Below are 25502 nucleotides of genomic sequence, written 5' to 3' on the forward strand. Positions count from 1 at the left end.
CTTCTTCGGGTAGTTTGCGGTGATATGATAGATCGATCGAACTGCAATGTCGATTTCTTCAGACCGCCTGAAAATCGGGACTTGTGCTAGCTTGCGCCATTCGGTCCGGTGACCGCCGGCCCGCTCCCTTGTGCTTGCCCGTAGGACCCGCCATGCCAGCGCTCGACGCCATCCGCCAGCAAATCCGCGCCAACTATCTGCCCGACGAGGATCAGGCCGTGAAGGCGCTGGCCGAGGCGAGCGGCCTCTCGGCGGAGGACCGCCGGGCGATCTCGGCTCATGCCGCCGATCTGGTGCGGGCGGTGCGCGGCTCGTCCGATCCGCGGCTGATGGAGGTTTTCCTGTCCGCCTATGGCCTCTCCACCAAGGAAGGCGTGGCCCTGATGTGCCTGGCCGAGGCGCTGCTGCGCGTGCCCGATACCGAGACCATGGACGACCTCATCGCCGACAAGATCGCGCCGCACGACTGGTCGGCGCATTCGGGCGGCTCGAGCTCCATCTTCGTCAACGCCTCGACCTGGGCGCTGATGCTGACCGGCCGCGTGCTCGACGAAGGCGAGGGCGGCATCGAAGGCACGCTGCGCGCCATGGTGCGCAGGCTCGGCGAGCCCGTCATCCGCAAGGCGGTGGCGGCGGCGATGCGCGAGATGGGCGAGCAGTTCGTGCTCGGCCGCACCATCGCCGAAGCCGTGAAGCGCGGCCGGCCGATGACGCAGAAGGGTTATCTCTATTCCTTCGACATGCTGGGCGAGGCGGCCCGCACCGAGGCCGATGCGCTGCGCTACCACAAGGCCTATGCAGACGCCATCTCGTCACTCGATGCCGGTTCAAACGGGCCTGATATCCGCCACAACCACGGCATCTCGGTGAAGCTCTCGGCGCTGCATCCGCGCTACGAGGAAGCGCAGAAGGAAGAGATGCTGCCTGTCATGGCCGAGCGGCTCCTTTCGCTGGCGCTCGCGGCGCGCCATTCGCGCATGGGCCTCAATATCGATGCCGAGGAGGCCGATCGCCTCGACCTCTCGCTCGACGTCATCGAGCGCGTGCTTGCCGAGCCGGAGCTTGCAGGCTGGAACGGCTTTGGCGTCGTCGTCCAGGCCTATGGTCCGCGCGCTGCCTTCGTCATCGACTGGCTCTATGCGCTTGCCACGAAATGCGATCGCACCATCATGGTGCGGCTGGTCAAGGGTGCCTATTGGGATACCGAGATCAAGCGGGCGCAGACGCTGGGGCTCGCCGGCTACCCCGTCTTCACCCGCAAGGTCAACACCGACGTTTCTTATCTCGCTTGCGCGAGAAAGCTTTTGTCGATGACCGATCGCATCTATCCGCAATTCGCCACCCACAATGCCCACACTGTCGCCGCCATCCTGTCGATGACGAAGAACCGTGAGAGCTTCGAGTTCCAGCGCCTGCACGGGATGGGCGAGGCGTTGCACGAGACGGTGCGCAAGGCCGAAGGCACGCGCTGCCGCATCTACGCGCCTGTCGGCGCGCATTCCGACCTGCTCGCCTATCTGGTGCGCCGGCTGCTGGAGAACGGCGCCAATTCATCTTTCGTCCACCAGCTTACCGACGAGGATGTCGAGCCCGAAGACATCGCGCGCGACCCGCTAGAAGCGGTCGAGAGCCAAGGCCCCGCCGCCAATCCCGCGATCCCCCGGCCTGCCGTCATCTTCGGTGCAAGCCGCCGCAACTCGAAAGGGTTCGACATCACCGATCCGGTGACGTTGGCAGCGATCGACAAGGAGAGGACAGCCTTCGCGGGCCCTAACCGCTGGCACGCCAAGCCGATCACGCGCGCGGCCGGCTATGGCGAGCAACGCCCGGTCGTCAATCCCGCCAGGCCTTCGGAAGTGGTGGGCATGGTCAGCGAAGCCACCGCCAAGCAGGCGGCAACCGCCGTGCGCATCGCCGTCGAAGCGCAGCCAGCCTGGGCAAAGCGTCCGGTTGCCGAGCGCGCGGCCATCCTCAATCGCGCCGCCGATCTCTACGAGGCCAATGCCGTCGAATTCTTCGCGCTGGCCACCCGCGAGGCCGGCAAATCGCTGGCCGACGGCGTCGCCGAAGTGCGCGAAGCGGTGGATTTCCTGCGCTATTACGCGGCCGAGGCGGCCAATGCCGAAGCGGGCACCGAGGCGCGCGGCGTCATTGTCTGCATCTCGCCGTGGAATTTCCCCCTCGCCATCTTCACCGGCCAGATCGCCGCAGCGCTCGTCACCGGCAATTCGGTAATTGCAAAGCCCGCCGAACAGACGCCGCTGATCGCTTTCCGAGCCGTCGAAATGCTGCGCGAGGCCGGCGTGCCGGAAGACGTCATCCAGCTTCTGCCGGGCGATGGCCCCTCGGTCGGCGGGCCACTGACATCAGATCCGCGCATTGCCGGCGTCTGCTTCACCGGCTCGACCGAGGTCGCCAAGCTGATCGAGAAGCAACTGGCCGAGACAGCCGCGCCCGATGCCATGCTGATCGCCGAGACGGGCGGGCTGAATGCCATGATCGTCGATTCCACCGCGCTGCCTGAGCAGGCGGTGCGCGATATCCTCGCCTCCGCCTTCCAGAGTGCGGGCCAGCGCTGTTCGGCGCTGCGCGTCCTCTATGTGCAGAAGGATGTCGAGAAGAAGATGCTGGAGATGCTGAAGGGCGCCATGGAGGCGCTCAAGGTCGGCGATCCCTGGGCTATCTCGACGGATGTCGGTCCCGTCATCGACGACGAGGCGCAGGGTTCGATCCGCGATTACTGCACGACGATGGGTTTGCAGGGACGGCTGATCGCCAAGCTCGAAGCACCCAGGGATGGCCGCTTCGTCGCGCCGCATGTGTTTCGGGTCAAGGGTATCGAGGAGATGGAGCGCGAAGTGTTCGGGCCGGTGCTCCATGTCGCCAGTTTCGACGCCGATGAGATTGACGCGGTGATCGCCGCCATCAACCGCAAGGGCTACGGCCTGACGTTCGGTCTGCACACCCGCATCGAGGGTCGCGTGCAGCATTTCGTCGACGGGATCCATGCCGGCAACATCTATGTCAACCGCAACCAGATCGGCGCGGTCGTCGGCTCGCAGCCATTCGGCGGCGAGGGGCTGTCCGGGACCGGGCCCAAAGCCGGCGGACCGCATTATCTCCGGCGCTTTCGCAAGGGACCGGAGGCAGGCACGCCTGTTGGCGACGGCCACAAGGTGACGGCGACCGAACTCGCCGACAATCTGCCCGATCCCGCGCTTGGCGGCTGGTCGACGCGGCCGGACCGCATCGCCATCCTGCGCAAGCATTTGCGCGGCAAAGGTGCCGCGGCGATCGGTGCCGCCGCCGCAATCGATTTCGGCCAGGTCGACCTGCCCGGGCCGACCGGCGAGGCCAATACACTGTCATTGGCGCCGCGCGGCCGGGTGCTGTGCTTGGGACCGGACGGCGACACGCTGTTTGCGCAGACGATCCAGGCGCTCGCCGCCGGCAATGCGGTGCTGGCGGTGGCGCCAGGCGCGCCGGCGGCGCTTTCGGCGCTGACCGGCAAGGGCCTGCCGCTGGCGGCGATCGACGGCCGCCCCGATCCGGTTGAGGCGCGTTCGTTACGCGTCGACGTCGTCGCCTTCTCGGGGACGCCGGAGGCGGCGCGCATCGTGCGCAAAATGATCGCCGAACGCTCAGGGCCGATCGTGCCGCTGGTCAGCGAGGTGCTCAATCCGGCGGCTTACGCGCATGAGCGGGCCGTTTGCGTCGACACGACCGCCGCGGGCGGCAATGCCAGCCTGCTTGCGGCGGCGTGAGGACCCTTATCCGGCTGGCGAGGTTGCTTCAGGCGCCCTCGACGACCGAAAAACCCTCGAACTGGGGATGGCCGAGATAGTGGACCTTCGTCGTGCCGACGTTCCTGTGGGCGGCGCGAAAGTTCTCCGACTTGGTCCAGGCGATGAAATCGTCGTGGCTTGCCCAGACCGTGTGCGAGGCAAACAGCGTATAGCCTTCGGTCTCGTTGACTGGGCCGCGCAGCAGATGGAACTCCCGGAAGCCCTTCATTTCCGCAAGGCTGGAATCACGGTTTTTCCACACGGCCTCGAAATCGGCTTCCGAGCCGTTCTGCACCTTGAAGCGGTTCATGGCGATGTACATGGAGTTCCTTTCGATTTCCTGGACTTAGACGGGTGGTGCCGCAGGATGCCGCGTGCGGCCCCACGCCGTGCTCAGACCCCGAAGGCGATGCCGGTCTTGGCATCTGTCTTGAGTTTTCGCATGCAGGTGTTCGGCTCGACGCCGGTGCCGACGCATTCGGTCGCGCTGTTGATCAGCACGCGGCTGACCTTGGCGCAGTTGGTGCCAGCGAGATCGAAGCGCGTCACCTTCGTCTTGCCGGCCGGCAAGTCCTTGAAATCGAGCACGGTCAGGCGGTCGACGACGCCGGCGTCGTTGAACAGCGCGATCTCGAACGCCGCCCTGGAAAGGTCGGCGCCGAGATTGTTGGTGACCACGAAGGTCAGGCGGCAGCCCTTTTCAGACGGTTGCGCGCCATTGAGTTCGAGGGCAAGAGCAGGCGCCGGCGCGGACTCTTGTGCCCACGCCGGAACCGCTGCAAGCGACATCGCCAGCGCCGAGGTCAGCAGACGAAGGGATGCCGTCAAGTTCGTCATCATCATCCTCCAAATCGCATCGTTGCCGCCAGCTTCAGCGTTATGCCCGGTTCATAGACCGCGACCGTGGTGCTGCCGTTCAACGGATTGGCGTATTTGACATCGAACAGATTGTCGGCGCGGAAATCAACCTTCAGATTGTCGGTCGCCTGGTAGCTGGCGAAAGCGTTGACCAGCGTATAGTCCTCGGCGATCAGGTTACCCTTGGGCTTGCCATTGTACTGCACCTCGCCGCCGACAGTGAGTTTGTCCTCGAGGAAGCGCAGGCCGAGCTGCACGGTGACCTGCGCGGACGGTATCGTGGCAAGGTCCGCCCGATCGCCTTCGTAGGATATGGTGTGACCATTGATGATGGAGGCGGAAAGTCCGGCGTAGCCCCATGCTGCATCATAAACGCCTTCCATCTCGAAGCCGTTGATCTTTGCCTTGGCGAAGTTCTGGTACTGGAAGCAGATCGGAATGCCCGGCCCGAAGGGGCAGCCGCTGGTCGGATCGAAGGCCGACAGCGTAACGCCGTCAATATAATCGTCGACGTCGTTGTTGAAATAGGCTGCCTTCAGCCGAAACGCGTCGCCGGACTCGAGAACGTCGTTCTGCTTGTAATTGACACCGAATTCGACGGTCTTGCCGGTTTCGGGCTTCAAATTGGGATTGGGCAGGAACGGGAAGCTGACGCCCGCCGGATGGTTGCCGCTGATCAGGGTTTCGGTCAGCGAAGGCGACCGGTAGCCCTCCGCGTAGGTGCCGTAGAATTGCAGGCCGGCAAGGCCGGCGCTTTCGAAAGGCGAGACGCCGACGGTGACGCGCGGCGACAGGCGGTCGCCCGACGTTTCGTGCGTGTCGTCCTCGAGGCTGTAATTGTCATAGCGCAGCCCGGCAATGACTTCGAGCCAATCCCAGCTGAGCTTGTCCTGGACGTAGGCGCCAGAAACGTTGCGCTTGCCGGAAGGCGTGTAGAAGCTGTCGCCGCCTGCCGTGCCGCCAGTCTCGACGTCGTCATTCACCCAGTCGCCGCCATAGGTCAGTTCATGCGCGAGGCCGCCTGTCTCGAATCGCGACGTGTTCCAGATGTCGATGGCGGCTGTGCCGACATCGAAGGTCGACGTCGAACCTGCCGGCAACATCACGGGAAGGCCGGTGACGGGATCGAAGCGGCGCTGCGGAACAAGGCCGGTCAGGTCGAGATTGGTCTTGTTGTAGGAGGTGTTGACGTGGAGGTCGAGCCAGCTCCTGTCTTCGTCCGTGACATTGTAGCGAGCCGTGAAGGTGTTCGATTTCAGGTCGACGTCATTGACCGGCATGCCGCCGCTGATCTCGTTCCAGCCGTCGCTCGAACCGACCCAGCCGAGCTTCAGTTCGCTATTGTCGCTCGGGCGGATCGTGGTCTTTAGCAATCCGCTCAGCACGTCGAAGCCGGTGCCCTTGACGGTGTCGCCGTCGCCATCCTTGTAGTCGTCATAATTGCGGTAGACGATATTGCCCAGCGCATCCAAATTGTCGTTAAAGCGATAGGCGCCGGATGCGCTGGTGGTCCAGCCCTTGCCGTTGCTCTCGTAGCGTCCGGTGACGGAACCAGCCCATGTCTCGTCCGGCTTGAGGATGTCCTGGGCGTCCTTGGTGTCGAAGAAGACCACGCCGCCTATCGCGCCCGAACCATAGGTGTTGGCGACCGGACCACGGATGACGTCGACGGATTTGATAAGCTCGGGGTCGACGTAGAAGGTCGATTGGGTGCCATGGTCGGAACGCTGGAAGTTCTGCCGCGCGCCGTCGACGATGATCGCGACGCGGCCGAAATCCTGCAGGCCGCGGATATTGACGCTGGTGCTGACGCGCCTGGCATCGGCCTGCGCCGCGACGCCGGGCACGCCGAACAGCATTTCGTTCGGCGTCGTCGCCATGCGGCGATCGAGCTGTTCCTGGTCGATATGGCTGGCCGAGGCCAGCGATTGGATGGCCGTTTCTCCGGTGCGGCTAATGACCAGAACCTTGTCGAGCAGTGTTGCGCCCGCTGGCGCCGGCTTTTCCTGCTCAGCCTGCTTCGATTGATCGGCCTGCTCTCCCGCCGCCTGTGCTGATTGCTGAGCGTTGGCAGGTGGCACGAACAAGGCAATCGCCGCCACGCCCGCCAGCAAAGCCGCTGCACCGTTCGGCCCCGACCAGCCGCGCCGTTCCCAAATCGCTAACCCCATGTGCCCCAACTCCAAAGTTTCCAGGTTCGATGCGGGCTGGCCTGGGGCTGGCTGGCATTTGTGATCGTATTCGCGTCTTAAATCTTGACTAATTTAATCCGGTATTGCACTGACTAGTAAACATGATTATTCAAGTCAAGAATGAATCGGATTACGCAAAACGCCTAGCCAGACGCCCGGCACAGGAAAGGGACCGATCCACATGAACACGCACAATCCCAACGACTTCCGCTATCGCATCCGCCGTTCCGACGATGCCTCCGCCCGCTTCGACGGCGTTCCGCTGGCGGTGCGGACGCTGTCGAGCAACACGCTGTTCCAAGGTGAGCACGAGATCGGCATCGAGCATCACGGCGCGCTCTACCGGCTCAAGATCACCCGTCAGGGCAAGCTCATCCTCAACAAGTAAGCGCAAGGCAGCAGGACAATGGACCAGCGCGTAAAACCCACCCCGCACGAAATCCGGCGGGCGCGGACGGATAATCCGAAAACGCGCGAGCGCGATCTGGCCGCACAGCTTGGCATTTCGGAGGCTGAGTTGGTGGCCGCGCATTGCGGCGACGGTGTCGTTCGCGTCGAGCCACGCGTCAACGATCTTCTGACCGGCCTCGAAGCCGTCGGCGAGGTGATGGCGCTCACCCGCAACGAAAGCGCCGTGCATGAAAAGATCGGCGCCTACGACAAGGTCGTCACCGGCAATCACAATGCCATGGTGCTGGGCGAGAACATCGACCTGCGCATTTTCCCGAAAATATGGGCGCACGGCTTTGCCGTGGAAAAACGCGACGGCGACGACATCCGCCGCAGCCTGCAATTCTTCGACGCGGCGGGCGAGGCGGTGCACAAGGTGCATCTGCGGCCGGGGTCAAACCTCTATGCCTATCAGAAACTGGTCGCTTCGCTGGAATCGCCGAACCAGGAGCCACTGGTCGCCATTTCGGGGCCAGCCGCCGAGAACGAAGGCGAGGCGGTGACAACGACCGCGAATCTCGACGATCTGCGCGATCGCTGGAGCCGGCTGACCGACGTGCATCAGTTCTTCGGCATGCTGAAGACGTTGAAGCTCAGCCGCCGCCAGGCAGTGCGCATGGTGGGCCAGGACTATGCATGGCTGCTCGACAATGATGCGGTGAGAGCCATGTTCAATCGTGCCGCCGAGGGCGAGATGCCGATCATGTGCTTTGTGGGAAACCGTGGCTGTATCCAAATCCATTCCGGTCCGGTCAAGTCGGTCAAGCCAATGGGGCCGTGGATCAATGTGCTGGACGAGACCTTCCATCTGCACCTGCGCACCGACCACATCCATGAAGTCTGGGCCGTGCGCAAGCCGACCAAGGACGGCCATGTCACGTCGCTGGAGGTCTACGACGCCGACGGCAACATGATCATCCAGTTCTTCGGTAAGCGCCATGAAGGAGAGGGCGAGCGCGACGACTGGCGCTTCCTGGCCGAGAACCTGCCGCGCATTCCAAGCCCGACCGCAGCCTGAGGAAACAACGATGGGTCTTCTCACCGGATTGACGGCTGTGCGCGGATCGATGCTTGGCCCGATGCTCAGCTTTTCCCTTGCTTTCGGCGCGCTGCAGCCGGCCGACGCCGGCGACGGTGTCTCCGTCTTCGCCGATCCCGCCAGGATCGCGTCCATCGGCGGCTCGATCACCGAGATCGTCTATGCGCTCGGCGAGGAAAAGCATCTTGTGGCGCGCGATTCCACCAGCCGCTATCCGAAAGCAGCTCTCGACCTGCCAGATGTCGGCTACATGCGCCAGCTGTCACCGGAGGGTGTGCTGTCGGTAAACCCTTCGGGCATGCTGGCGCTGCACGGTAGCGGCCCCAAGGAGGCGCTCGATGTGCTGAAGAAGACGAGCATCCCCTTCATCGAAGTGCCTGACCGGTACGACCGTGAGGGCATCCTCGAAAAGGTCCGCGTGGTCGGCAAGGCGCTCGGCGCCGACGCCAAGGCCGAAGCGCTGGCCAGGGAGATCGATGCCAAGCTGCAGGCGGCGGAAAAGCAGACGGCCTCGATCGAGGAGCGCAAGCGCGTTCTGTTCGTGCTGTCGATGCAGGGCGGCAAGATCATGGCGGCCGGCAGCGATACCGCTGCCAACGGCATCATCAAGCTGGCCGGCGGCGTCAACGCGATCGAAGGCTTCTCCGGCTACAAGCAACTGTCTGACGAGGCTGTTGTCACCGCCAGGCCGGACGCGATCCTGATGATGAGCAATGCCGGGCCGCCGGTATCGGACGATGAACTGTTCGGCAACGCATCGATCGCCTCGACGCCGGCCGGAACCGCGCGCAAGCTGATCCGCATCGACGGCGGGTATCTGCTCGGCTTCGGACCGCGTACGGCCGACGCCGTCCACGACCTTGCCGTCGCGCTCTATGGCACGCAGATTACGGACTGAGCGGCATGGTCGACCAGTCGATCGCCGGGCCGGCGGAGAGGAAGATGGCCAGCGCCGGTGACCGTTCCGGGCGCGCCCGTCTGGTCATCGCGCTCGCCTGCGTCATGCTTGCGGCAGCGGTATTGCTGTCGCTGACCTCCGGCGCCTCGGATGCGTCCGCCGTCAAGGTGGTCGGCGACTGGCTGTTCGGCGCAGCGCCTGGCGACGTGGCGATGAGCGCGCGAGATCGCCTCATCGTCTATGACATAAGGCTGCCGCGCGTCGTGCTCGGCGTGCTGATCGGGGCCGCGCTCGCGGTCTCCGGCGCGGTCATGCAGGGGCTGTTCCGCAATCCGCTTGCCGACCCCGGCCTTATCGGTGTTTCGGCGGGCTCCAGCCTCGGCGCGGTGGCCGTCATCGTGCTCGGCACGACCGTGCTGTCGCCGGTGACCGCCTCGCTCGGCGCGCTGATCCTTCCTCTGGCGGCCTTCGGCGGTGGTTTGTCGGTGACGTTGCTGCTCTACAAGGTCGCGACGCGGCAGGGCCGCACATCCGTCGCCACCATGCTGCTTGCCGGCCTGGCGCTGGCCGCACTTGCCATGGCGCTGACCGGTATCCTGATCTTCATGGCCGACGACCGGCAACTGCGCGACCTGACCTTCTGGCAACTCGGCTCGCTGGCCGGTGCGACATGGCAGAAGATCGGCTCTGTCGGCCCGGTCATCGTGCTTTCGCTGGCGGCGATGCCGTTCCTGGCTCGCGGCCTTAATGCGCTGGCGCTGGGCGAGGCGACCGCCGGCCATCTCGGCATTCCGGTGCAGCGGCTTAAGTACACGGCCATCGTCGGCGTCTCGGCGGCGGTCGGCGCCTCCGTCGCCGTCAGCGGCGGCATCGGTTTCATCGGCATCGTGGTGCCGCATCTGCTGCGCCTGCTGATCGGCCCCGACAATCGCTATCTGCTGCCGGCCTCGGCGCTGCTCGGCGCCTCGCTGCTGCTTTTGGCGGACGCGGTCGCGCGCACCATCGTGGCGCCCGCCGAACTGCCGATCGGCATCGTCACGGCGATCGCCGGAGCGCCGTTCTTCCTCTGGATCCTGCTGCGCAAGCGCGGCGTCATCGACCTGTAGGGGTGTTTCATGATCGAAGCGCGCGATGTTTCGGTGGCGATCGGCAGGAAAGGCATTGTCGCCGGCGTCGATTTCGAGGTCAGGCCGGGTGAGATTTCGGCCATTGTCGGCCCCAATGGGTCGGGCAAGACGACCTTCCTCAAGGCGCTGTCGGGGGAACTCGCGCATACCGGCCGGATTGCCATCAACGGCCGCGAGCTCTCGACGATAACGCCAGTCGAGGCGGCGACGCTGCGCGCGGTGCTGCCGCAGGCGACGACCTTGTCGTTTCCCTTTACTGTGCGCGAGATTGTCAGGCTCGGCCTTGTCGGAGGCTGCTCGGGTGTGCTGCCGGGCGAGGACGAACGCCTGCCGGAACGGGCGCTGGCGCGTGTCGACCTCGACGGTTTCGCCGGCCGCTTCTATCAGGAGCTTTCCGGCGGCGAGCAGCAGCGCGTTCAACTCGCCCGCGTGCTGTGCCAAATCTGGGCGCCGGTGCTCGACGGCAAGCCGCGCTATCTGTTCCTGGACGAGCCGGTGTCCAGCCTCGACATCAAGCACCAGCTGATCATCATGAACATTGCCCGCGACTTCGCCAGAAGGGGCGGCGGCGTGGTTGCCATCCTGCACGACCTCAACCTGACGGCGATGTATGCCGACCGGATTTTCGTCATGCACCGCGGCCGGCTTGCCGCCACCGGTTCGCCGCAGGATGTGCTGAGCGACGATCTGATCGAAAGGGTATTCGGTTGCCGCTTAAAGGTTGGAGTCCTGCCAGCCGGCAATATGCCGTTCGTGCTGCCTCAATCAGCGGCCTAGATTCTGGCAGCGGCCTAGATTCTGGACGTTCGCCGCAGGTCCAGCCTGCGGCAAACCGGATCAGGCCGCCGGTGCGCGGCGCTCCAGCAGGTCAATGCCGAGCAGGTTGCGCACGTTCGGACGCGCCGCCACGAGATCGGCGATCGTATAGCGGGCAAGGACCGCGAAGAAGGCGTTGAGCGCCTCGCGCAACGCGGAATTCAGCGCGCAACTGTCGACCAGAGGGCATTCCGCGGCGTCGTTCTCGAAGCACTCGGCCATGGCGAAGCTTTCCTCCGTCACGCGCACGACGTCGAACAGGTTGATCGATTCCGCGGCACGGCCAAGCCTGACGCCGCCATTGCGGCCACGCACCGTCTCGACAAGGCCATTCTCGACCAGTGGCTGGAGGATCTTGAACAGGAAAAGCTCCGACACCGAATAGGCGGCGGCGATCTCGGGGATGCGGCTCAGCCGATCGGTATTGGCCGCGCAATACATCAGGATGCGCATGGCGTAATTGGTCTGGCGGGTAAGTCGCATCTTGTCCTCACAAAGCGCCGGCGAGCTGCGATCACGCCAGATTTTGAACTTTGCTGGTGCGGCTTTGCTCCGAGCTTTCGGATTCGCCACACTGGCCTCGGCGGAATATGGCCTATACCTTGGAATAATTCCAGACTAGCTTCGCCTAATAGCTGAATATTCCCGTCAACTTTGTGTGCGCAAGGCGGCAAGACGCGGGCCGAATCGGCTGTCACGCGCATTTTCTCGGGCGAAACACCAGAGCGGTCCAGTGATTGGCAGAATGGCCGACCGCCCTAACTCTTTGTTTTCACGCAATTCCCTGGGGAAAGCGCCAGGCGCTTTTCCAGAGAACAGCGTTACACACCTTTCCTGGAATGCTCTAAATAGATCAGAGATCGACGAGGAGCGGCTCTGACATGTCACAATCAGCCACGGCCCTGGCTTCCGGCGGATACGATGCCGACGCGCATGCCAAGCTTACAATGCTGCGGCGGACCAAATTCGTCGCCACGGCGGCACTTGCGCTTTGCGTCGCCGTGTTCGCTCTGGCCAAGTCCTTCGAGAGCACCTATCCCTGGCTCGGCTTCGTCGCCGCCTTTGCCGAGGCGGCGACCATTGGCGGCCTGGCCGACTGGTATGCGGTGGTCGCGCTGTTCAAGCGGCCTCTCGGTCTGCCGATCCCGCACACCGCGATCATTCCCGAGAACCAGAACCGTATCGCCGATAGTCTCGGCCGTTTCATCGAAGCCAATTTCCTTGCCCCCGAGCCGGTGCGCGAAAAGTTGGCCGAGGTCGATTTCTCGGCGCTCGTCGCCGACTGGCTGGCCGATTCCGAACGTGCCGCGGGCCTGTCGCGTTTCGTCGTGCGCCTGGTTCCGCAGACGCTTGCCGCCGTCGAGCAATCGGGGCTGCGCGGCTTCGTCACCAGCCGGATGCTGGAGCAGATCGAAAAAGTGCCGCTGGCGCCGTTGGCGGCCGAATTGCTCTCGGCCCTGACCGACGATCGCCGTCACCAGAGGCTTTTCGATGAGTTCATCAAGGTGATCGGCCGGTTCCTCAACGATGAACAGGCGCTGACGACCATGCGCGAAAAGATCCGCGAGGAACTGCCGTCGCTGTTCAACCTGTTCAGGGCCGACGCCTATCTCCTGAAGAAGATCGTCGCCTCGGCCGGTTCGCTGCTCGACGAGGTGAGAGCCGATCCCGAGCACCCGATGCGCGCAGAATTCGATCGTTTCGCACAGGGCTTCGTCGAGCGGCTGAGAACGTCGAAGCAATATGCAAGGCGCGCCGAGAAGCTGAAGCGCGATTTCCTCGCCAGGCCGGAAGTCAAGGCGCTGGCCGGCGACATGTGGGAAAGCCTCAGCCTGTTCATCGAGCAGGATGCCAAGGCGCCGCGATCGATCATCCGCGCGCATCTTGCCAACATGTTCGTCGAGGTCGGCCGGCATCTGGCCGGAGACGCCAAGATCAGGGCCGACATGAACCAGGGATTCGTGGTGGCGCTGTCCTCTTTCGTCGAGAGCCAGAAGAGCGGCGTATCGAAATTCATCGCCGACCAGGTCAAGCGCTGGGACCTGGCGCAGCTGACGCGGTTGATCGAGATGAATATCGGCCGGGACCTGCAATATATCCGCTTCAACGGCATGATCATCGGCGGTCTGGCTGGCATCGCGCTTTACACAGCTGAGCGGCTGTTTCTCGTCAATTGACGGGCGCACGCCATGCCCTATTCTCATGGACGGGCATCAGCAGTCGCGGCAACAGGGGAGCAGATGAGCATGGCCAAACAACCGGATTCCGATTCCTTCACGGACATGTTCGGCCGGTTCGGCCGTGACCTGAAACTGCCCAATGTCGATGTCGAGGCGATCCTCGCGCACCACCGCAAGAACCTTGAAGCGCTGGAGAAATCGGCGCGGGCAAGTGCCGCCGGCGCGTCGTCGCTGTTCTCCAGGCAACGCGAGATGCTGCAGGACACGCTGCGCGAAATTGCCGACATGACGCAAGGCTACAGAGCGCCCGGCACGCCGCAGGACCTGATGGCCAAACAGACTGAGTTCGCCAGGAAATCCTTCGAGACTACGTTGAAGAATGCCAGCGAAGTGGCCGAGCTGGTCAGGAAATCCGGCACCGAATCGGTCGACATCCTGCGCATGCGCATCAAGGAGGCGATGGAGGAAATCCGCGCCGGCTACGAGAAGAAGTAGCTTGCGTGACAAAGACCGGTTGCCTGCCAACCCTGCGCCAGGCGAAGTTTGTTCGGATGCTCTTTCATCGGCCGCTATGCCTTTACACCATGGGTACCCTCAAATGCCAAGGCCGGGCGAACACGGCTTGACGTAGAGTGATGCCAGGATTCGCATCGATCCCAAGGGGACCGAATCATGCAGGGCGAATTGACAGAGGCCGCCGGTTCGTGGTCCGGAAGCGTTGGAAGCTATCGGGAAAACAGGAATGACCGAAATACGGCCTAAGACGCCGCCGACCTACGAGCAGTTGAGGACGATGTCCGGGCAGGAGCTTGGCGTCTCGGAATGGACGACAGTCGACCAGAACCGTATCAACCAGTTCGCCGAATGCACCGGCGATCATCAATGGATCCATGTCGACCCCGAACGGGCGCGGCGGCAAAGCCCGTTCCGCACGACGATCGCCCATGGCTATCTGACGCTGTCGATCATCGGCGCGCTGGCGCTCGGCATGGGAATCGTGCCCGAGAACACGCAGGCCGCCTTCAACTACGGCTTCGACAAGGTGCGTTTCCTGGCGCCGGTCAAGGTGGGCGCACGCATCCGGCTGCGCACCACGCTGCTGTCCATGGAGGACAGGGGGCCGGGCCAATACCTGATGAAGGCCGCCAACACCGTCGAGATCGAGGGCGAGGAAAAGCCGGCGCTGACGGCCGAGACGCTGGTCATGCTCTATGAGCGCCGCAAGCGGGCAGGGGCCTGAGCGGCATTCGCCCAAGCCCCCTGAATTGATCTTCGTCAGGCATTCTCCGCCCGCCGGCTCGGCAAAAGGCTGAGCGCCAGCGCCGCCACCGCCAGTGCCGTTGCCGTCTGGAAGGTCACCTGCATTCCGCTGGCCGCCGCCGCTGACGTCAGCATGCCTTGGCCGCCGGCTTCACGTCCTCCGGCCGATGCGGCGGCGAATATGGCGCCCATGACGGAGGCGCCCGTAATGAGGCCAAGGTTGCGCGACAGATTGAGCAGGCCGGAGATGACGCCGCGTTGACCGGCGCCGACGCTGCGCATGACGGCGGCGTTGTTCGCTGTCTGGAACAGGGCATAACCGAAGCAGGTCACGGTGATGGGGACGACATAGCTGGCGATGCCGAGTGTCGTTATCGCCAGGGACAGGAGGAACGTGCCCGTGGCAAGGCCGAGCAGGCCCGCGACCATCATCCTTTTGGCTCCGAAGCGATCGGCAAGGCGTCCAGCGAGCAACGCCGACAGCGCCGAAACCAGCGGGCCTGTCGAGAGCACCAGTCCGACGTTTGCCGCGTCCAGTCCGAGCCCGCGCGAGAGATAGAACGGCGCAACCACCAAGGTAGCCATCATCACGGTGGCGACGATCAGATTCATGGCCAGGCTGGCGCTCAGCGAGAGATCACGGAAGGCGGAAAGCTCGACCAATGGGTTTTTGGCCATCCTTTGCGCCGTGGCGAACAGGAAGATGCCGATGCCAGCCGCGACCAGCAGGCCGATGTTGATGAGCCCGAAACTGCCTCTACCCAGTGTCATCGCCAATGCGTAAGCCGCCAATGCCAGGGCCAGCAGGCCCGTGCCCAAACCATCGAAGCCGGCTTGGCCGGTCCGCACCGTCCGGTTGCCGGTAGGCAAAGCACGCCAGGCCATTGCAAAGGTCAGGATGCCGAGCGGCACGTTGACCAGGAAAATCGAACGCCAGCCGAGAGCGGCGATCAGCAGGCCGCCCATGGAGGGGCCGAGCGTGGTGCCGATGGCCGACATGGCGCCGAGCAGGCCCATGGCGCTGCCGGTCCTGGCCTTGCTCACCGTCTCGGCGACAAGGGCCAATGTCAGCGCCATCATCAGCGCCGCGCCAAGCCCTTGCACCGCCCGCGCCGCGATCAGCAGCCACAAAGCCGGCGAGAGGCCGCAGAGCACCGACGCCGATGTGAACAGCGCGATGCCGAAAAGCAGCAGCGGCCGCCGCCCGAGCATGTCGGCGAGGCGCCCGGCACTGACGATCAGGATGGTGATGGCGAGCAGATAGGCAATCACGACCCATTGCACCTGTTGGAACGAGGCATCGAATGCCTGCATCAGCGCGGGAAGGCCGACGCTGGCGATGCTGGTGCCGAGCGACGACAGCAGCGTGGCCAGCGACAGGCTCGCCAGCGCCCATCCAGCCGATGGGATTTTCTGTGCGACCGATGCGTGCTCGTTGCGATGTTGCTCAGTGACTGCCACGGCGATCTCCCTTTGTCGGCTTCAGGTCGAAGCTTCGAAGATCTAATCGTTTGTATGATGTGGCGGAACGCGCAGCATTTGCATTCTATTCGTGCGTTGCACGCCACATCAGCGGATTTCGTGCTAGGATCGAACCATGTCGCCGCCCGATCTCAACCTGCTCGTCGCCCTCGATGTCCTGCTGGACGAAGGCAGCGTGGCGCGTGCGGCGACGCGATTACGGCTCAGCCCCTCGGCGATGAGCCGCACGCTGGCGCGCCTGCGCGCGGCGACGGGAGATCCGCTGCTGGTGCGGGCCGGTCGCGGTCTGGTTCCAACGCCACGCGCGCAGGAACTGCGCCAGCAGGTCGGTCGTGTGGTTCAGGATGCGGAAACGCTGCTGCGCCCGGCGAGGCTGCTTGATCTGCCGGGCCTGGAGAGGACCTTCACGCTGCGCACCAATGAAAGCTTCGTCGAGGAGTTCGGGCCGCGCCTGATCGCCCGCATCCAGGCCGATGCGCCGGGCGTGCGGCTGCGTTTCGCGCCGAAGTCGGACAAGGACATGGCGTCACTGCGCGAAGCGGCGATCGACCTGGAAGTAGGTGTGGCCGGCGAGACCGGGCCGGAGGTGCGCATCCAGGCGCTTTTTCGCGACCGTTTCGTCTGCGCGGTGCGCAGTGGCCATCCGCTCGGCCAGGGCGCGATGACGCCGGAACGCTATGCGGCCGGCCGCCACATCAATGTTTCGCGGCGGGGCCGCGAAAGGGGGCCGATCGACGAGGCCTTGAGCCGGCTCGGATTGCAACGAATGGTCGTGTGCATGACTTCCGGTTTTTCGGCCGCGCTCGCGATGGCGCGCGCCTCGGAACTGATCGCCAGCGTGCCCGAGCGGCATACGCAAGGCGCGCGCGCCGGCATGCAGACTTTTTCCCTGCCGGTCGACATTCCGGCGGTCACCATTTCCATGCTCTGGCATCCGCGGCTCGATGCCGATCCGGCGCAGCGCTGGCTGCGGAGTTGTGTGCGCGAGATTTGCGTGAAGTCCTGATCGCGCAAGCCGCGCCCCGGCCGTCAACGCGGCATGGCTGCCTCCAGCACCTTGAAAATCCGCTCGTCTTCGCATTGCGCAACGTTGAAGCGCAGGAATCGGCTGGCTGATCGCGACAGGCTGAACGCGTTCCCGGGCGCCAGCACGACATTGGCCGCAAGCGCGCGGCGGGCAGTCTCGGCTGCGTCCACTGCATCCGGCAGGCTGCACCAGAGGAACAGACCGGCAGGCTGCTCGATCCAGGGCGTGATCCCGATCGCCTTCAGCCGAGCGCTTGTCTCGATCATGGCACGTGAGAGCCGGGCGCGCAGCAGGTCCATATGCTTGCGATAGCTGCCATCCCTGAGCAGGGTCAGCACCAATTCGGCCGCGAGCCGCCCGCCGCCGAAAGTGGTGGCGATCTTGAGGTCGGCCAGCCCTTCCATCCAGTCACGGGGCGCGGCGATGAACCCGCAGCGTATCGAGGCCGAAAGCGTCTTGGAGAAACTGCCGATATGGACGACACGTTCGAGACCGTCGAAAGCCGCAAGCCTCGGGGCAGGAGTGTGTTCGAAATCGGCGAAGATGTCGTCCTCGACGATGGTCAGGTCCGATTGATCGGCGAGCTTGAGCAGCCGGTGCGCGGTGACCGGCGACAGGATCGCGCCGGTCGGGTTGTGGATGGCGGAGTTGGTGATGTAGAGGCGCGGCCGATGCTCGGCCAGCGCCTGCGCGAACAAGTCGATATCCGGTCCCGATGGCGTATAGGGGACGCTGACGACCTTGGCCTGATGGGCACGCAACAGTGCGTGGAAATTGAAATAGCAGGGATCGTCGACCAGCACTGTATCGCCGGGTTCGAGCAGGAACCGGCACAGGAGGTCGATGGCCTGCGTGCCCGATTCCGTCAGCATGACCTGTTCGGGGGAAGCCTCGATGCCATGCGTGGCCATGCGCCGCGCCAGCAATTGGCGCAGCGGCGGCAGCCCGAGCGGCGTGCCGTAGTCGGCAAGGGCCACATCATCGGCGCGCGCCACGTTGCGCAGCGCGCGACGTAGCGCTGCCTGCGGCATCCACGAGGCGGGCAGCCAGCCGCAGCCGGGCTTCAGCATCTCATCGCCCGCTTCCAGCGACTGCCGCGAAACCCAGAGCGGATCGACGGCGCGATCGAGTCGGGGGCCGATCTCGGCCAGCGACAGCGGCGCCAGCGATCCGGCGGCATAGAAGCCGGAGCCTGGCCGGGAACGGATCGCGCCTTCCGCCGCCAGTCGCTCATAGGCCTCGACCACTGTCGATTTGGAAACCTGCATGGATTTGGCGAAGGCGCGGATCGAGGGCAATCGGGCGCCGGGCGTGAGGCTGCGCGCGGCAATTCGCTGGCGGATGGTGGACATGACGCCTTCGACAAGGGTTCCGCTGTTGTCGAATCTCGCTGATACGTTCATCTGTACCTTCCGGCAAACCATTACAGTTTTGTTGAATTGTACTGCATTGTCTCTGGTGACGCCATGGGTATGGGCCCGATAGAGGGCGCAACGGATGGAGTGCCTGCAATGGACAAGACGACGAGCGGCTGGGTGAGCGGATTCATCGGCGTGTTGATTTTCAGCGGCTCCTTGCCGGCAACGCGCGTGGCGGTGATGGATCTCGATCCGACATTCCTGACGTCGGCGCGCGCGGTGATAGCAGCTTTGCTTGGCCTCGCGCTGCTGCTCGTCTTCCGCGAGAAGCGCCCGGAGCGTCATGACCTGATGTCGCTTGTCATCGTCGCGTTGGGTGTGGTGGTCGGCTTTCCCTTGCTGACAGCCTTGGCGCTGAAGCATGTCACCTCTGCTCATTCCATCATCTTCGTCGGCCTGCTGCCGCTGGCGACCGCGATCTTCGGCGTGCTGCGCGGGGGCGAGAGGCCGAGACCGGCCTTCTGGCTGTTCTCATGCCTCGGCAGCGCGCTGGTGGGCGGGTTTGCCCTTGCGCAAGGCGTGACGGCCTCGCCGGTTGGCGATGCACTGATGCTCGCCGCAATCGTCGTTTGCGGCCTGGGCTACGCAGAAGGCGCCGCGCTGTCGCGCAGGCTGGGCGGTTGGCAGGTGATCTGCTGGGCGCTGGTGCTGTCACTGCCGGTCATGCTGGTGGTGACCCTGGTCACCTTGCCACCGTCCTTCGCCACGGTCGGGACCAATGCATGGATCGGGCTTGCCTATGTCTCGCTGTTCAGCATGCTGATCGGCTTCGTGTTCTGGTATCGCGGCCTCGCGCAAGGCGGCATCGCCGCCGTGGGGCAGTTGCAACTGCTGCAGCCCTTCTTTGGCCTCGCCCTGGCGGCGTCCCTGCTGCATGAACAGGTCAGCCCCCTGATGGTCGTCATCACGCTCGGCGTGGTGCTGTGCGTATTCGGCGCCAAAAAGTTTGCCAGGCGGGATTTGCCACGGCCCGCAACCGGCGCCGCTGGCTAAAACTTCGTCACCACACCGATGCCGATGCCTTCGAAGCCGCCCATCGCCATCAGTGCAGCCGGCGCTTCCTCAAGGCTGATCTTCTTGCCGACCAGAAGCTCGGGTTTCAGCTTGCCGGTGCGGATCATCTCCATCATCGCGGGGTAGCGGTAGGCCTGCATGCCGTGGCTGCCGAGGATTTCGAGCTCGAACGCGATCACCTTGTCCATCGGAACCTGCGGGCGGGCGTGATCGCCCAGCATCAGGCCGACCTGCACATGGCGGCCGCGCCGGCGCAGATTGGCGATCGAATTGAACGAGGTCGTGGGATGACCGAGTGCATCCATGGACATATGCACGCCGCCATTGGTGATCTGCTTGACCGCCTTGACGACGTTCGGGGTCGTCGCCGCGTTGATGGTCGCCACCGCGCCGATCTTCCTGGCAAAGTCCAGCTTCTCTTCGGTGAGGTCGATGGCGATGACATTGGCACCCATGGCGCTGGCGATCATGATCGCCGACAGGCCGACGCCGCCGCAGCCATGCACCGCCACCCATTCGCCCGGCCTCACCCGGCCCTGGTCGACGATGGCGCGGAACGAGGTGACGAAGCGACAGCCGAGGCTGGCGGCAGTGGCGAATTCCATCTCGTCGGGCAGGCGCACGAGGTTGGTGTCGGCGTGCTCGATGGCGACATATTCGGCGAACGAGCCCCAGGCGTTGAAGCCCGGCTGGGACTGGTGCTCGCAGACCTGGTGATTGCCGGACGTGCATTCGAAACAATGGCCGCAGCCGACGGCGAACGGGACGGTGACGCGCTCGCCAGCCTTCCAGCGGGTCACCTGCTTGCCGGCGGCTACCACGACGCCGGCCAGCTCGTGACCGGGGACATGCGGCAAGCGGATATCGGCGTCATGGCCCATCCAGCCGTGCCAATCGCTGCGGCACAGGCCTGTCGCCTCGACCTTGATGACGACGCCGTCCGGCGCCGGCTTCGGATCGGGAACGGTCTGGATCGTCGGCGCCTCGCCGAATTTTTCGAAGACGACGGCTTTCATCGGCAACTCCACCTTGCGCGCACTTCGGGAAACGATAGCCGATTCCCTGGCCGGTCAAGCGGAAATCGATTCCGCCAGACAAGTCGGCCGTTTGGGCATACGCCGATGGCGACGCTGCGCGTCGCCGAATGAAGGTTACTCGGCATCGATCTGGTTTTGCGGCGCGGCGTTCTGGAAGGCCGGCAGGGCCATGCAAGCGGCATTGATGCGCGAGATCGTCGGGTAGGGCGCCATATCGACGCCGAAACGGGCATTGCTGGTGACTTGTGCCGCCAGGCAGATATCGGCCAGCCCCGGCGTGTCGCCGTGGCAGAAGGTGCCGGTCTCGGGCGAAGCCATCAACAGGTCTTCGAGTGGCTTGAAACCCTCTTTGACCCAGTGCCGGAACCAGTTGGCGACATCCTCGTCGCCGGCGCCGAACAGGGTTCGCAGCGCGGTCAGGATACGCAAATTATTCACCGGATGGATATCGCAGGCAATCATCTGCGCCAGCATCCTGACGCGGGCGCGCCCAACTGCGTCCTTCGGCAGCAGAGGCGGTTCGGGCGTCGTCTCGTCGAGAAATTCGATGATCGCCAGCGATTGCGTCAGCAGGGTGCCGTCGCCCAGGATCAGCGCCGGCACCAGGCCCTGCGGGTTGACCGCGAGATAGGCCGGTTCGAGATGCTCGCCATGGCGCAGGTGATGCGGCACGTAGTCATAGGTCAGCCCCTTCATCTCCAGCGCAATCCGCACCCTGTAGGAGGTGGAGGAGCGGTAGTAGTTGTGAAGGACGATGTCGCTCATGCATTCACCGATTTGGTTGGCCGATGGTCACTTCGATCGTGCCGATGCCGTCGACGCCGCCGGTCATCGTCTCCCCGGGGTTGACCGCGCCGACGCCGGCCGGCGTGCCGGTGAAGATGAGGTCGCCTGGCTGCAATTCCATGCCTTCGCTGCAGATCGAGACGATGTCGGAGATCGGCCAGATCAACTCGGCGAGGTCGGCGTCCTGCCGGATCTTGCCGTCGACAGCCAGCCAGATACGGCCCTGGTTCGGATGGCCGGATTTTTGCGCGGGAACCAGAGGACCGCACGGCGCGGAGCGGTCGAAAGCCTTCGACCAGTCCCATGGCCGCGCCGCTTTCTTGGCTTCGTCCTGGAGATCGCGGCGGGTGAGGTCGATGCCGACGGCATAGCCCCAGACATGATCCAGCGCCTGGGCGCGCGGGATGCGGAAGCCCGACTTGCCGATCGCGACCACCAGTTCGATCTCATGGTGCAGGTTGGTCGTCAGCGGCGGGTAGGGGATCGTAGCGCCGGAGTCTGCCACCGCATCGGCGGGCTTGGTGAAGAAGAAGGGTGGATCGCGCTCGTCATTGCCGAACTCCCTGATATGCGCGGCGTAGTTCCGCCCGACGCAAAAGATGCGGCGCACCGCAAATCGTTCGTTCGAGCCGGCCACCGCGACCGAGGGCGTTGGCGGAGCGGGGAGGACAAAGGCGGTCATGGTCTGTCTCTGCTGTTGGATGTCGGGGTCGCGGGCACCTTCGGCCGAATTAAGGGGTCGGGCAAGGCGTCGCTTTTCATAAAGCATTGGCTTGCCGGCCCGTATAAGGAATCCGGAGTTTCCATCACTTTCGCGGCGATGCATCCTCCGTTGGGATAGACTATTTGCCAATAAGTCGGCCATGGTCGCGGGATTATGCTGCGGCCGGCAAACCGAAACGAGCCACATGACAGCAGCCACTGACAGCGCCCGGTTCCTGATCATCGACGATCATCCGCTGTTTCGCGAGGCGCTGCACAGCGCCGTGCAGATGGCCTATCCCGAGGTCGACACGGTGGAGGCGCGCTCGATCGCCGAGGCACTCGACCTGCTGGCCGGGACAAAGCCGTTCGACCTTGCCCTGCTCGATCTCAGCATGCCCGGGGTGCACGGCTTCGAGGGGTTGCTGCAGCTTCGGACCCGCTATCCGCGCCTGCCCGTGGTCATCGTGTCCGGTTACGAGGAGCCCAAGATCATCTCCGAGGCGCTGTCCTACGGTGCTGCCGGCTTCATCCCGAAATCGGCGCGCAAGAGCGATCTGGCCAACGCTATACGCTCGGTTATGGAAGGCGCCATCTATGTTCCGGAAAGTTATGAGGGCCGCCCGCCCGACGCCGACAGCACCGACCGCGCCGACATGGTGCAGCGCCTTTCGACATTGACGCCGCAGCAGTTGCGCGTGTTGCAGATGCTGCGCCAGGGCCTGCTCAACAAGCAGATCGCCTATGAGCTGCAAGTGGGCGAGACCACGGTCAAGGCGCACGTTTCGGAGATCCTGCGCAAGCTCAACGTCTACAGCCGCACGCAAGCGGTGATCGAGGTTTCGAAGCTTGATAATGCGGAGCTTTTCAGGGATCAGGCGGGGTTTTGAGGGGCAGGTCTAAGCCAGCAGATGTGCCAGCAGCGCCCTTAGTTGCGCGGGCTTGAGCGGCTTGCGCATCAACTCGATGCCGCCGGCCCGCGCCGCCTTGGCGACGGCTTCGGAACTGTCGGCGGTGACGATCAGCGCCGGCACCGCGCGGCCGAGATAGCGGCGGACCTTCGATATGGTGGCGGTGCCGAGATCGCCGCCGTCGAGATGCTGGTCGGCTATGACGATGTCGGGCACCCAGTCCGTGTCGCCGAGCATGTCGAGCGCGTCGTCGGTCGAGGTCGCGGCGCGCACCAGGCATTGCCAGCGTTCGAGCAACGAGGTCATCGCCTGCAGCACCTCGACATCGTTCTCGACCAGCAGAACCTTGGTGCCGAACAAGCCGTAGCCGCGCGGCCGCTCCAGGCTTGCAGCGCTGGCGACGGCGTCCGCCGTGGCACCGATGCCGACGGGGACATCGATGTGAAAAATCGTGCCGCGACCGACCTTCGAGGAAAACGTCACGGGATGGCCGAGCGCGCCGGCGATGCGCCGCACGATGGCCAGCCCAAGGCCGAGGCCGCCGCCGGCGAGTTCGGCATTGGCAGGCATGATGCCGCGATGAAATTCCTCGAACACCGCCTCGCGCTGGTCGTCGGGAATGCCGCAGCCGGTGTCGGCGACATCGATGCGGATGGCATCGCCGCGGTGCCTGGTGCCGACAAGGACACCGCCCGAGCGGGTGTAGCCCAGCGCATTGGAGAGGATGTTCTGCAGGATGCGGCGCAGCAGCGTGCGATCGGAGCGAACCACGGCGTTGACGGCGCGGAATTTCAGCGACAGGCCCTTCAGTTCGGCCACAGGCTGGAAATCCGACCGCAGCGACGAGAACAGCGCCTCCAGGCTGACGTCGCCAATGTCGGGCTGGACCACACCCGCATCGAGCTTGGAGATGTCGAGCAGCGTGCGCAGCAGGTCCTCCATCGTCTCCAGCGAGCGCTCGACCTGCCGTACCAGTTTCCGGCCCTCGTCGCTGGTCTGCACTTCGGCAAGGGCGGAGACGGACAGATGCGCCGCATTCAACGGCTGCAGCACGTCGTGGCTGGCCGCCGCGAGAAAGCGGGTCTTGGACAGGTTCGCCTGCTCGGCATTTTCCTTGGCGGCGCTGAGGTCGATGTTCGATTGTTCCAGCCGCCGCAAGGTCGAGTGCAGTTCCTCGGTGCGGGCGCGTACCCTGCTTTCCAGTGAGATCGCGGTCTGGAACAGCGAGAAGGCGTTGCCTTGCTGGTCCATCGAGCGCTCGACGCGGCTGACCAGCGCAGCGTTGATCTTCTTCAGCCTGTCGGGATCGTCTATGTCCTTGAGGGGCACGGCAGCGCTCACTCGGCGGCCGGGCGCTCGCCGAAGGCGATGCCGGTGAAGGTCTGGTTGAGATGCATCGACCGGTATTGTTCGCCATAGGTGCCGAAGCCGATGACGTTGTTGACCCGGTAGAGTTCGGAAATCTCGCGAAAGACCTGGCGGTTGCGCGCATCCAGCCGGCGCAGGACACAGTCGAAGCCGATGATCATGTCGATGCCGCCAAGCCTCGCCTCGACGTCGAGCAGAGCCGCGCGGGTCGATTCCACCATGTCCTTGGGTTGGGCGATCGACAGCACGACACCATCGTCGATGGCGCAGAAGAACGACAGCGAGCCGTCCGCATGCATCTTCTGGATGGAGCGGCAGTAATATTCACCGCCTACCTTCACCACCACCGGATGCGAGGCGAAGCTCAGCGGTGTCAGCGTCTGCGCGACGATGCCGACCGAAGCGGCATATTCCTCGGCCGCATTGGTGGCATTGAACTCGCGCACGATGCGGTGATCGGGATCGGACGCGGTGACCACCAGCTTTTCGTCGGTGGGAACGAAATTGTCGGTCTTGAAGACATGGAAAGGGATTTCCGTGGCGACCAGCACGATGATGGCGCTGTCGGAGGTGACCTTGCCGTTGGAGATCAGGCTCGTCGTCTCGAATTTCAGGTCGTCACCGGCGGAACCGCCGAGCAGCGGAATGTCGTCGAGGCCCCAATGGATGGCTGAACTCACAGCTTCCTCGGCATAGGACAGTCCGTCGATGAAACAGAGCGCGAAGGTGTTCCCAGCCCGCTCGCCGCCGATGCGCCCATGCAGCGTGCGTCGCAGATCCTCGACATCACCAGTGACCCTGTCCAAGCCCGATGACGACAGGTTGTCGACCGTGGTGCTGACCGCGGTAAACGACGCCGAAGGGAGCAGCATGGCGAGGATATGGCCCTCCTCGAGGCCCTGCGGCGTGATTTCGCCGGCGGTCGAGCAGCCGGCGTAGTGTAGCGCCGGCGCATGGGCCGCGATTGCGCGCGAAAGGGCGCCGGCCTCGACAAGGCGCTGGGAAAAGAACAACAGGGCGAAGCCGGCCTCGATGGCGGCCGCCTCCGCCGCCACCGCGCGTGCGAAGACGTCCGGGTCGGGCTCGTCCGTGGTCAGCGCCGACAAACCGCATGCGTAGCGCGTCCGTGAAACGGTCAGCGACGTTCTCCCG

At 64.3% G+C, this 25502-nt stretch carries 23 protein-coding genes; 12 read left to right on the forward strand and 11 right to left on the reverse strand.

The genetic code is table 11. The features are described from left to right. Positions 1 to 152 precede the first annotated feature (152 nt). Positions 153 to 3764 carry a bifunctional proline dehydrogenase/L-glutamate gamma-semialdehyde dehydrogenase PutA gene (gene putA / locus FJ428_RS18515; RefSeq protein WP_140559646.1) on the forward strand — a complete coding sequence of 1204 codons (3612 nt, stop codon included), beginning with the start codon at positions 153 to 155 and terminating at the stop codon, positions 3762 to 3764. A gap of 28 nt (positions 3765 to 3792) precedes the next feature. Here putA and FJ428_RS18520 read toward each other — a convergent pair whose 3' ends face one another. The 3 genes from FJ428_RS18520 to FJ428_RS18530 form a co-directional block, all read right to left on the reverse strand. After that, entirely contained in the window at positions 3793 to 4107 is a 315-nt protein-coding gene (locus FJ428_RS18520; protein WP_140517212.1) for an antibiotic biosynthesis monooxygenase, read from the reverse strand. A gap of 71 nt (positions 4108 to 4178) precedes the next feature. Further along, positions 4179 to 4622 carry a hypothetical protein gene (locus FJ428_RS18525; protein WP_140559647.1) on the reverse strand — a complete coding sequence of 148 codons (444 nt, stop codon included), beginning with the start codon at positions 4620 to 4622 and terminating at the stop codon, positions 4179 to 4181. Positions 4623 to 4624: 2 nt separating this feature from the next. Further along, positions 4625 to 6814: a TonB-dependent hemoglobin/transferrin/lactoferrin family receptor gene (locus FJ428_RS18530; protein ID WP_140879925.1), complete on the reverse strand. Its 2190-nt coding sequence runs from the start codon at positions 6812 to 6814 to the stop codon at positions 4625 to 4627. A gap of 202 nt (positions 6815 to 7016) precedes the next feature. Between FJ428_RS18530 and hemP the strand changes: the two genes are divergently transcribed. From hemP to FJ428_RS18555, 5 genes are read left to right on the forward strand one after another with little or no spacing between them, the layout of a single operon-like run. Further along, positions 7017 to 7223, forward strand: coding sequence for a hemin uptake protein HemP (gene hemP / locus FJ428_RS18535; protein ID WP_140555090.1), 207 nt, complete (start codon positions 7017 to 7019; stop codon positions 7221 to 7223). An 18-nt stretch (positions 7224 to 7241) separates the two neighbouring features. After that, positions 7242 to 8303: a hemin-degrading factor gene (locus FJ428_RS18540; protein WP_140555092.1), complete on the forward strand. Its 1062-nt coding sequence runs from the start codon at positions 7242 to 7244 to the stop codon at positions 8301 to 8303. Between the two features lie 10 nt (positions 8304 to 8313). After that, entirely contained in the window at positions 8314 to 9222 is a 909-nt protein-coding gene (locus tag FJ428_RS18545) for a hemin ABC transporter substrate-binding protein (protein ID WP_140555093.1), read from the forward strand. A 5-nt stretch (positions 9223 to 9227) separates the two neighbouring features. Then, positions 9228 to 10328: an iron ABC transporter permease gene (locus FJ428_RS18550; RefSeq protein WP_140555095.1), complete on the forward strand. Its 1101-nt coding sequence runs from the start codon at positions 9228 to 9230 to the stop codon at positions 10326 to 10328. A gap of 9 nt (positions 10329 to 10337) precedes the next feature. Beyond that, positions 10338 to 11126, forward strand: a complete 789-nt coding sequence (locus FJ428_RS18555; RefSeq protein WP_140555097.1) for a heme ABC transporter ATP-binding protein — start codon at positions 10338 to 10340, stop codon at positions 11124 to 11126. Between the two features lie 60 nt (positions 11127 to 11186). On the opposite strand, the gene rirA is transcribed toward FJ428_RS18555, so the two are convergent. Next, positions 11187 to 11648, reverse strand: coding sequence for an iron-responsive transcriptional regulator RirA (gene rirA / locus FJ428_RS18560; protein ID WP_140495713.1), 462 nt, complete (start codon positions 11646 to 11648; stop codon positions 11187 to 11189). A 398-nt stretch (positions 11649 to 12046) separates the two neighbouring features. Here rirA and FJ428_RS18565 point away from each other — a divergent pair, with 398 nt between their 5' ends. The 3 genes from FJ428_RS18565 to FJ428_RS18575 all read left to right on the forward strand — a co-directional run bounded on the left by FJ428_RS18565 (position 12047) and on the right by FJ428_RS18575 (position 14585). Beyond that, positions 12047 to 13342, forward strand: a complete 1296-nt coding sequence (locus FJ428_RS18565; RefSeq protein ID WP_140555099.1) for a DUF445 domain-containing protein — start codon at positions 12047 to 12049, stop codon at positions 13340 to 13342. 69 nt (positions 13343 to 13411) lie between these two features. Beyond that, positions 13412 to 13840, forward strand: coding sequence for a phasin family protein (locus FJ428_RS18570; RefSeq protein ID WP_140495715.1), 429 nt, complete (start codon positions 13412 to 13414; stop codon positions 13838 to 13840). A 247-nt stretch (positions 13841 to 14087) separates the two neighbouring features. After that, positions 14088 to 14585, forward strand: coding sequence for a MaoC family dehydratase (locus tag FJ428_RS18575; protein WP_140495716.1), 498 nt, complete (start codon positions 14088 to 14090; stop codon positions 14583 to 14585). 35 nt (positions 14586 to 14620) lie between these two features. Here the strand turns inward: FJ428_RS18575 and FJ428_RS18580 are convergent, their stop codons facing one another. Then, positions 14621 to 16066, reverse strand: coding sequence for an MFS transporter (locus FJ428_RS18580; RefSeq protein WP_140879926.1), 1446 nt, complete (start codon positions 16064 to 16066; stop codon positions 14621 to 14623). Positions 16067 to 16202: 136 nt separating this feature from the next. On the opposite strand from FJ428_RS18580, the gene FJ428_RS18585 reads away from it, so the two are divergent. Beyond that, entirely contained in the window at positions 16203 to 17093 is an 891-nt protein-coding gene (locus FJ428_RS18585) for a LysR family transcriptional regulator (RefSeq protein ID WP_140517192.1), read from the forward strand. Between the two features lie 23 nt (positions 17094 to 17116). On the opposite strand, the gene FJ428_RS18590 is transcribed toward FJ428_RS18585, so the two are convergent. Continuing rightward, on the reverse strand, positions 17117 to 18517 hold the full coding sequence (locus tag FJ428_RS18590) for a PLP-dependent aminotransferase family protein (protein WP_140517190.1): 1401 nt from the start codon (positions 18515 to 18517) through the stop codon (positions 17117 to 17119). 108 nt (positions 18518 to 18625) lie between these two features. Between FJ428_RS18590 and FJ428_RS18595 the strand changes: the two genes are divergently transcribed. Then, a complete protein-coding gene (locus FJ428_RS18595) occupies positions 18626 to 19525 on the forward strand; it encodes a DMT family transporter (RefSeq protein ID WP_140555108.1) in 900 nt (299 codons plus the stop codon). Here the strand turns inward: FJ428_RS18595 and FJ428_RS18600 are convergent. From FJ428_RS18600 to FJ428_RS18610, 3 genes are all read right to left on the reverse strand, one after another. Continuing rightward, positions 19522 to 20562 (reverse strand): zinc-dependent alcohol dehydrogenase family protein, encoded by a 1041-nt coding sequence (locus tag FJ428_RS18600; protein ID WP_140517186.1) that lies wholly within the window; start codon positions 20560 to 20562, stop codon positions 19522 to 19524. The genes FJ428_RS18595 and FJ428_RS18600 overlap by 4 nt on opposite strands. A gap of 135 nt (positions 20563 to 20697) precedes the next feature. Further along, complete coding sequence (gene maiA / locus FJ428_RS18605; RefSeq protein ID WP_140495722.1) at positions 20698 to 21348, reverse strand: maleylacetoacetate isomerase; 651 nt, start codon at positions 21346 to 21348, stop codon at positions 20698 to 20700. 4 nt (positions 21349 to 21352) lie between these two features. Beyond that, positions 21353 to 22051 (reverse strand): fumarylacetoacetate hydrolase family protein, encoded by a 699-nt coding sequence (locus tag FJ428_RS18610; protein ID WP_140656519.1) that lies wholly within the window; start codon positions 22049 to 22051, stop codon positions 21353 to 21355. Positions 22052 to 22277: 226 nt separating this feature from the next. Between FJ428_RS18610 and FJ428_RS18615 the strand changes: the two genes are divergently transcribed. Next, on the forward strand, positions 22278 to 22961 hold the full coding sequence (locus FJ428_RS18615) for a response regulator transcription factor (RefSeq protein WP_140762770.1): 684 nt from the start codon (positions 22278 to 22280) through the stop codon (positions 22959 to 22961). Between the two features lie 9 nt (positions 22962 to 22970). On the opposite strand, the gene FJ428_RS18620 is transcribed toward FJ428_RS18615, so the two are convergent. Next, a complete protein-coding gene (locus tag FJ428_RS18620; RefSeq protein ID WP_140495725.1) occupies positions 22971 to 24311 on the reverse strand; it encodes a hybrid sensor histidine kinase/response regulator in 1341 nt (446 codons plus the stop codon). Between the two features lie 8 nt (positions 24312 to 24319). Further along, on the reverse strand, positions 24320 to 25456 hold the full coding sequence (locus FJ428_RS18625; protein ID WP_140656516.1) for an FIST signal transduction protein: 1137 nt from the start codon (positions 25454 to 25456) through the stop codon (positions 24320 to 24322). Positions 25457 to 25502: the final 46 nt, after the last annotated feature.

The organism is Mesorhizobium sp. B2-8-1, from assembly GCF_006440955.1.
Lineage (GTDB): Bacteria > Pseudomonadota > Alphaproteobacteria > Rhizobiales > Rhizobiaceae > Mesorhizobium.

Coding starts and splice junctions, on each gene's coding strand:
- FJ428_RS18615 (WP_140762770.1), top strand. CDS start 22,278: ATGACAGCAGCCACTGACAGCGCCCGGTTCCTGATCATCGACGATCAT.
- FJ428_RS18600 (WP_140517186.1), bottom strand. CDS start 20,562: ATGAAAGCCGTCGTCTTCGAAAAATTCGGCGAGGCGCCGACGATCCAG.
- FJ428_RS18550 (WP_140555095.1), top strand. CDS start 9,228: ATGGTCGACCAGTCGATCGCCGGGCCGGCGGAGAGGAAGATGGCCAGC.
- FJ428_RS18590 (WP_140517190.1), bottom strand. CDS start 18,517: ATGAACGTATCAGCGAGATTCGACAACAGCGGAACCCTTGTCGAAGGC.
- FJ428_RS18585 (WP_140517192.1), top strand. CDS start 16,203: ATGTCGCCGCCCGATCTCAACCTGCTCGTCGCCCTCGATGTCCTGCTG.
- maiA (WP_140495722.1), bottom strand. CDS start 21,348: ATGAGCGACATCGTCCTTCACAACTACTACCGCTCCTCCACCTCCTAC.
- FJ428_RS18565 (WP_140555099.1), top strand. CDS start 12,047: ATGTCACAATCAGCCACGGCCCTGGCTTCCGGCGGATACGATGCCGAC.
- FJ428_RS18595 (WP_140555108.1), top strand. CDS start 18,626: ATGGACAAGACGACGAGCGGCTGGGTGAGCGGATTCATCGGCGTGTTG.
- FJ428_RS18610 (WP_140656519.1), bottom strand. CDS start 22,051: ATGACCGCCTTTGTCCTCCCCGCTCCGCCAACGCCCTCGGTCGCGGTG.
- putA (WP_140559646.1), top strand. CDS start 153: ATGCCAGCGCTCGACGCCATCCGCCAGCAAATCCGCGCCAACTATCTG.
- FJ428_RS18525 (WP_140559647.1), bottom strand. CDS start 4,622: ATGACGAACTTGACGGCATCCCTTCGTCTGCTGACCTCGGCGCTGGCG.
- FJ428_RS18545 (WP_140555093.1), top strand. CDS start 8,314: ATGGGTCTTCTCACCGGATTGACGGCTGTGCGCGGATCGATGCTTGGC.
- FJ428_RS18520 (WP_140517212.1), bottom strand. CDS start 4,107: ATGTACATCGCCATGAACCGCTTCAAGGTGCAGAACGGCTCGGAAGCC.
- FJ428_RS18575 (WP_140495716.1), top strand. CDS start 14,088: ATGACCGAAATACGGCCTAAGACGCCGCCGACCTACGAGCAGTTGAGG.
- rirA (WP_140495713.1), bottom strand. CDS start 11,648: ATGCGACTTACCCGCCAGACCAATTACGCCATGCGCATCCTGATGTAT.
- FJ428_RS18570 (WP_140495715.1), top strand. CDS start 13,412: ATGGCCAAACAACCGGATTCCGATTCCTTCACGGACATGTTCGGCCGG.
- FJ428_RS18530 (WP_140879925.1), bottom strand. CDS start 6,814: ATGGGGTTAGCGATTTGGGAACGGCGCGGCTGGTCGGGGCCGAACGGT.
- hemP (WP_140555090.1), top strand. CDS start 7,017: ATGAACACGCACAATCCCAACGACTTCCGCTATCGCATCCGCCGTTCC.
- FJ428_RS18540 (WP_140555092.1), top strand. CDS start 7,242: ATGGACCAGCGCGTAAAACCCACCCCGCACGAAATCCGGCGGGCGCGG.
- FJ428_RS18555 (WP_140555097.1), top strand. CDS start 10,338: ATGATCGAAGCGCGCGATGTTTCGGTGGCGATCGGCAGGAAAGGCATT.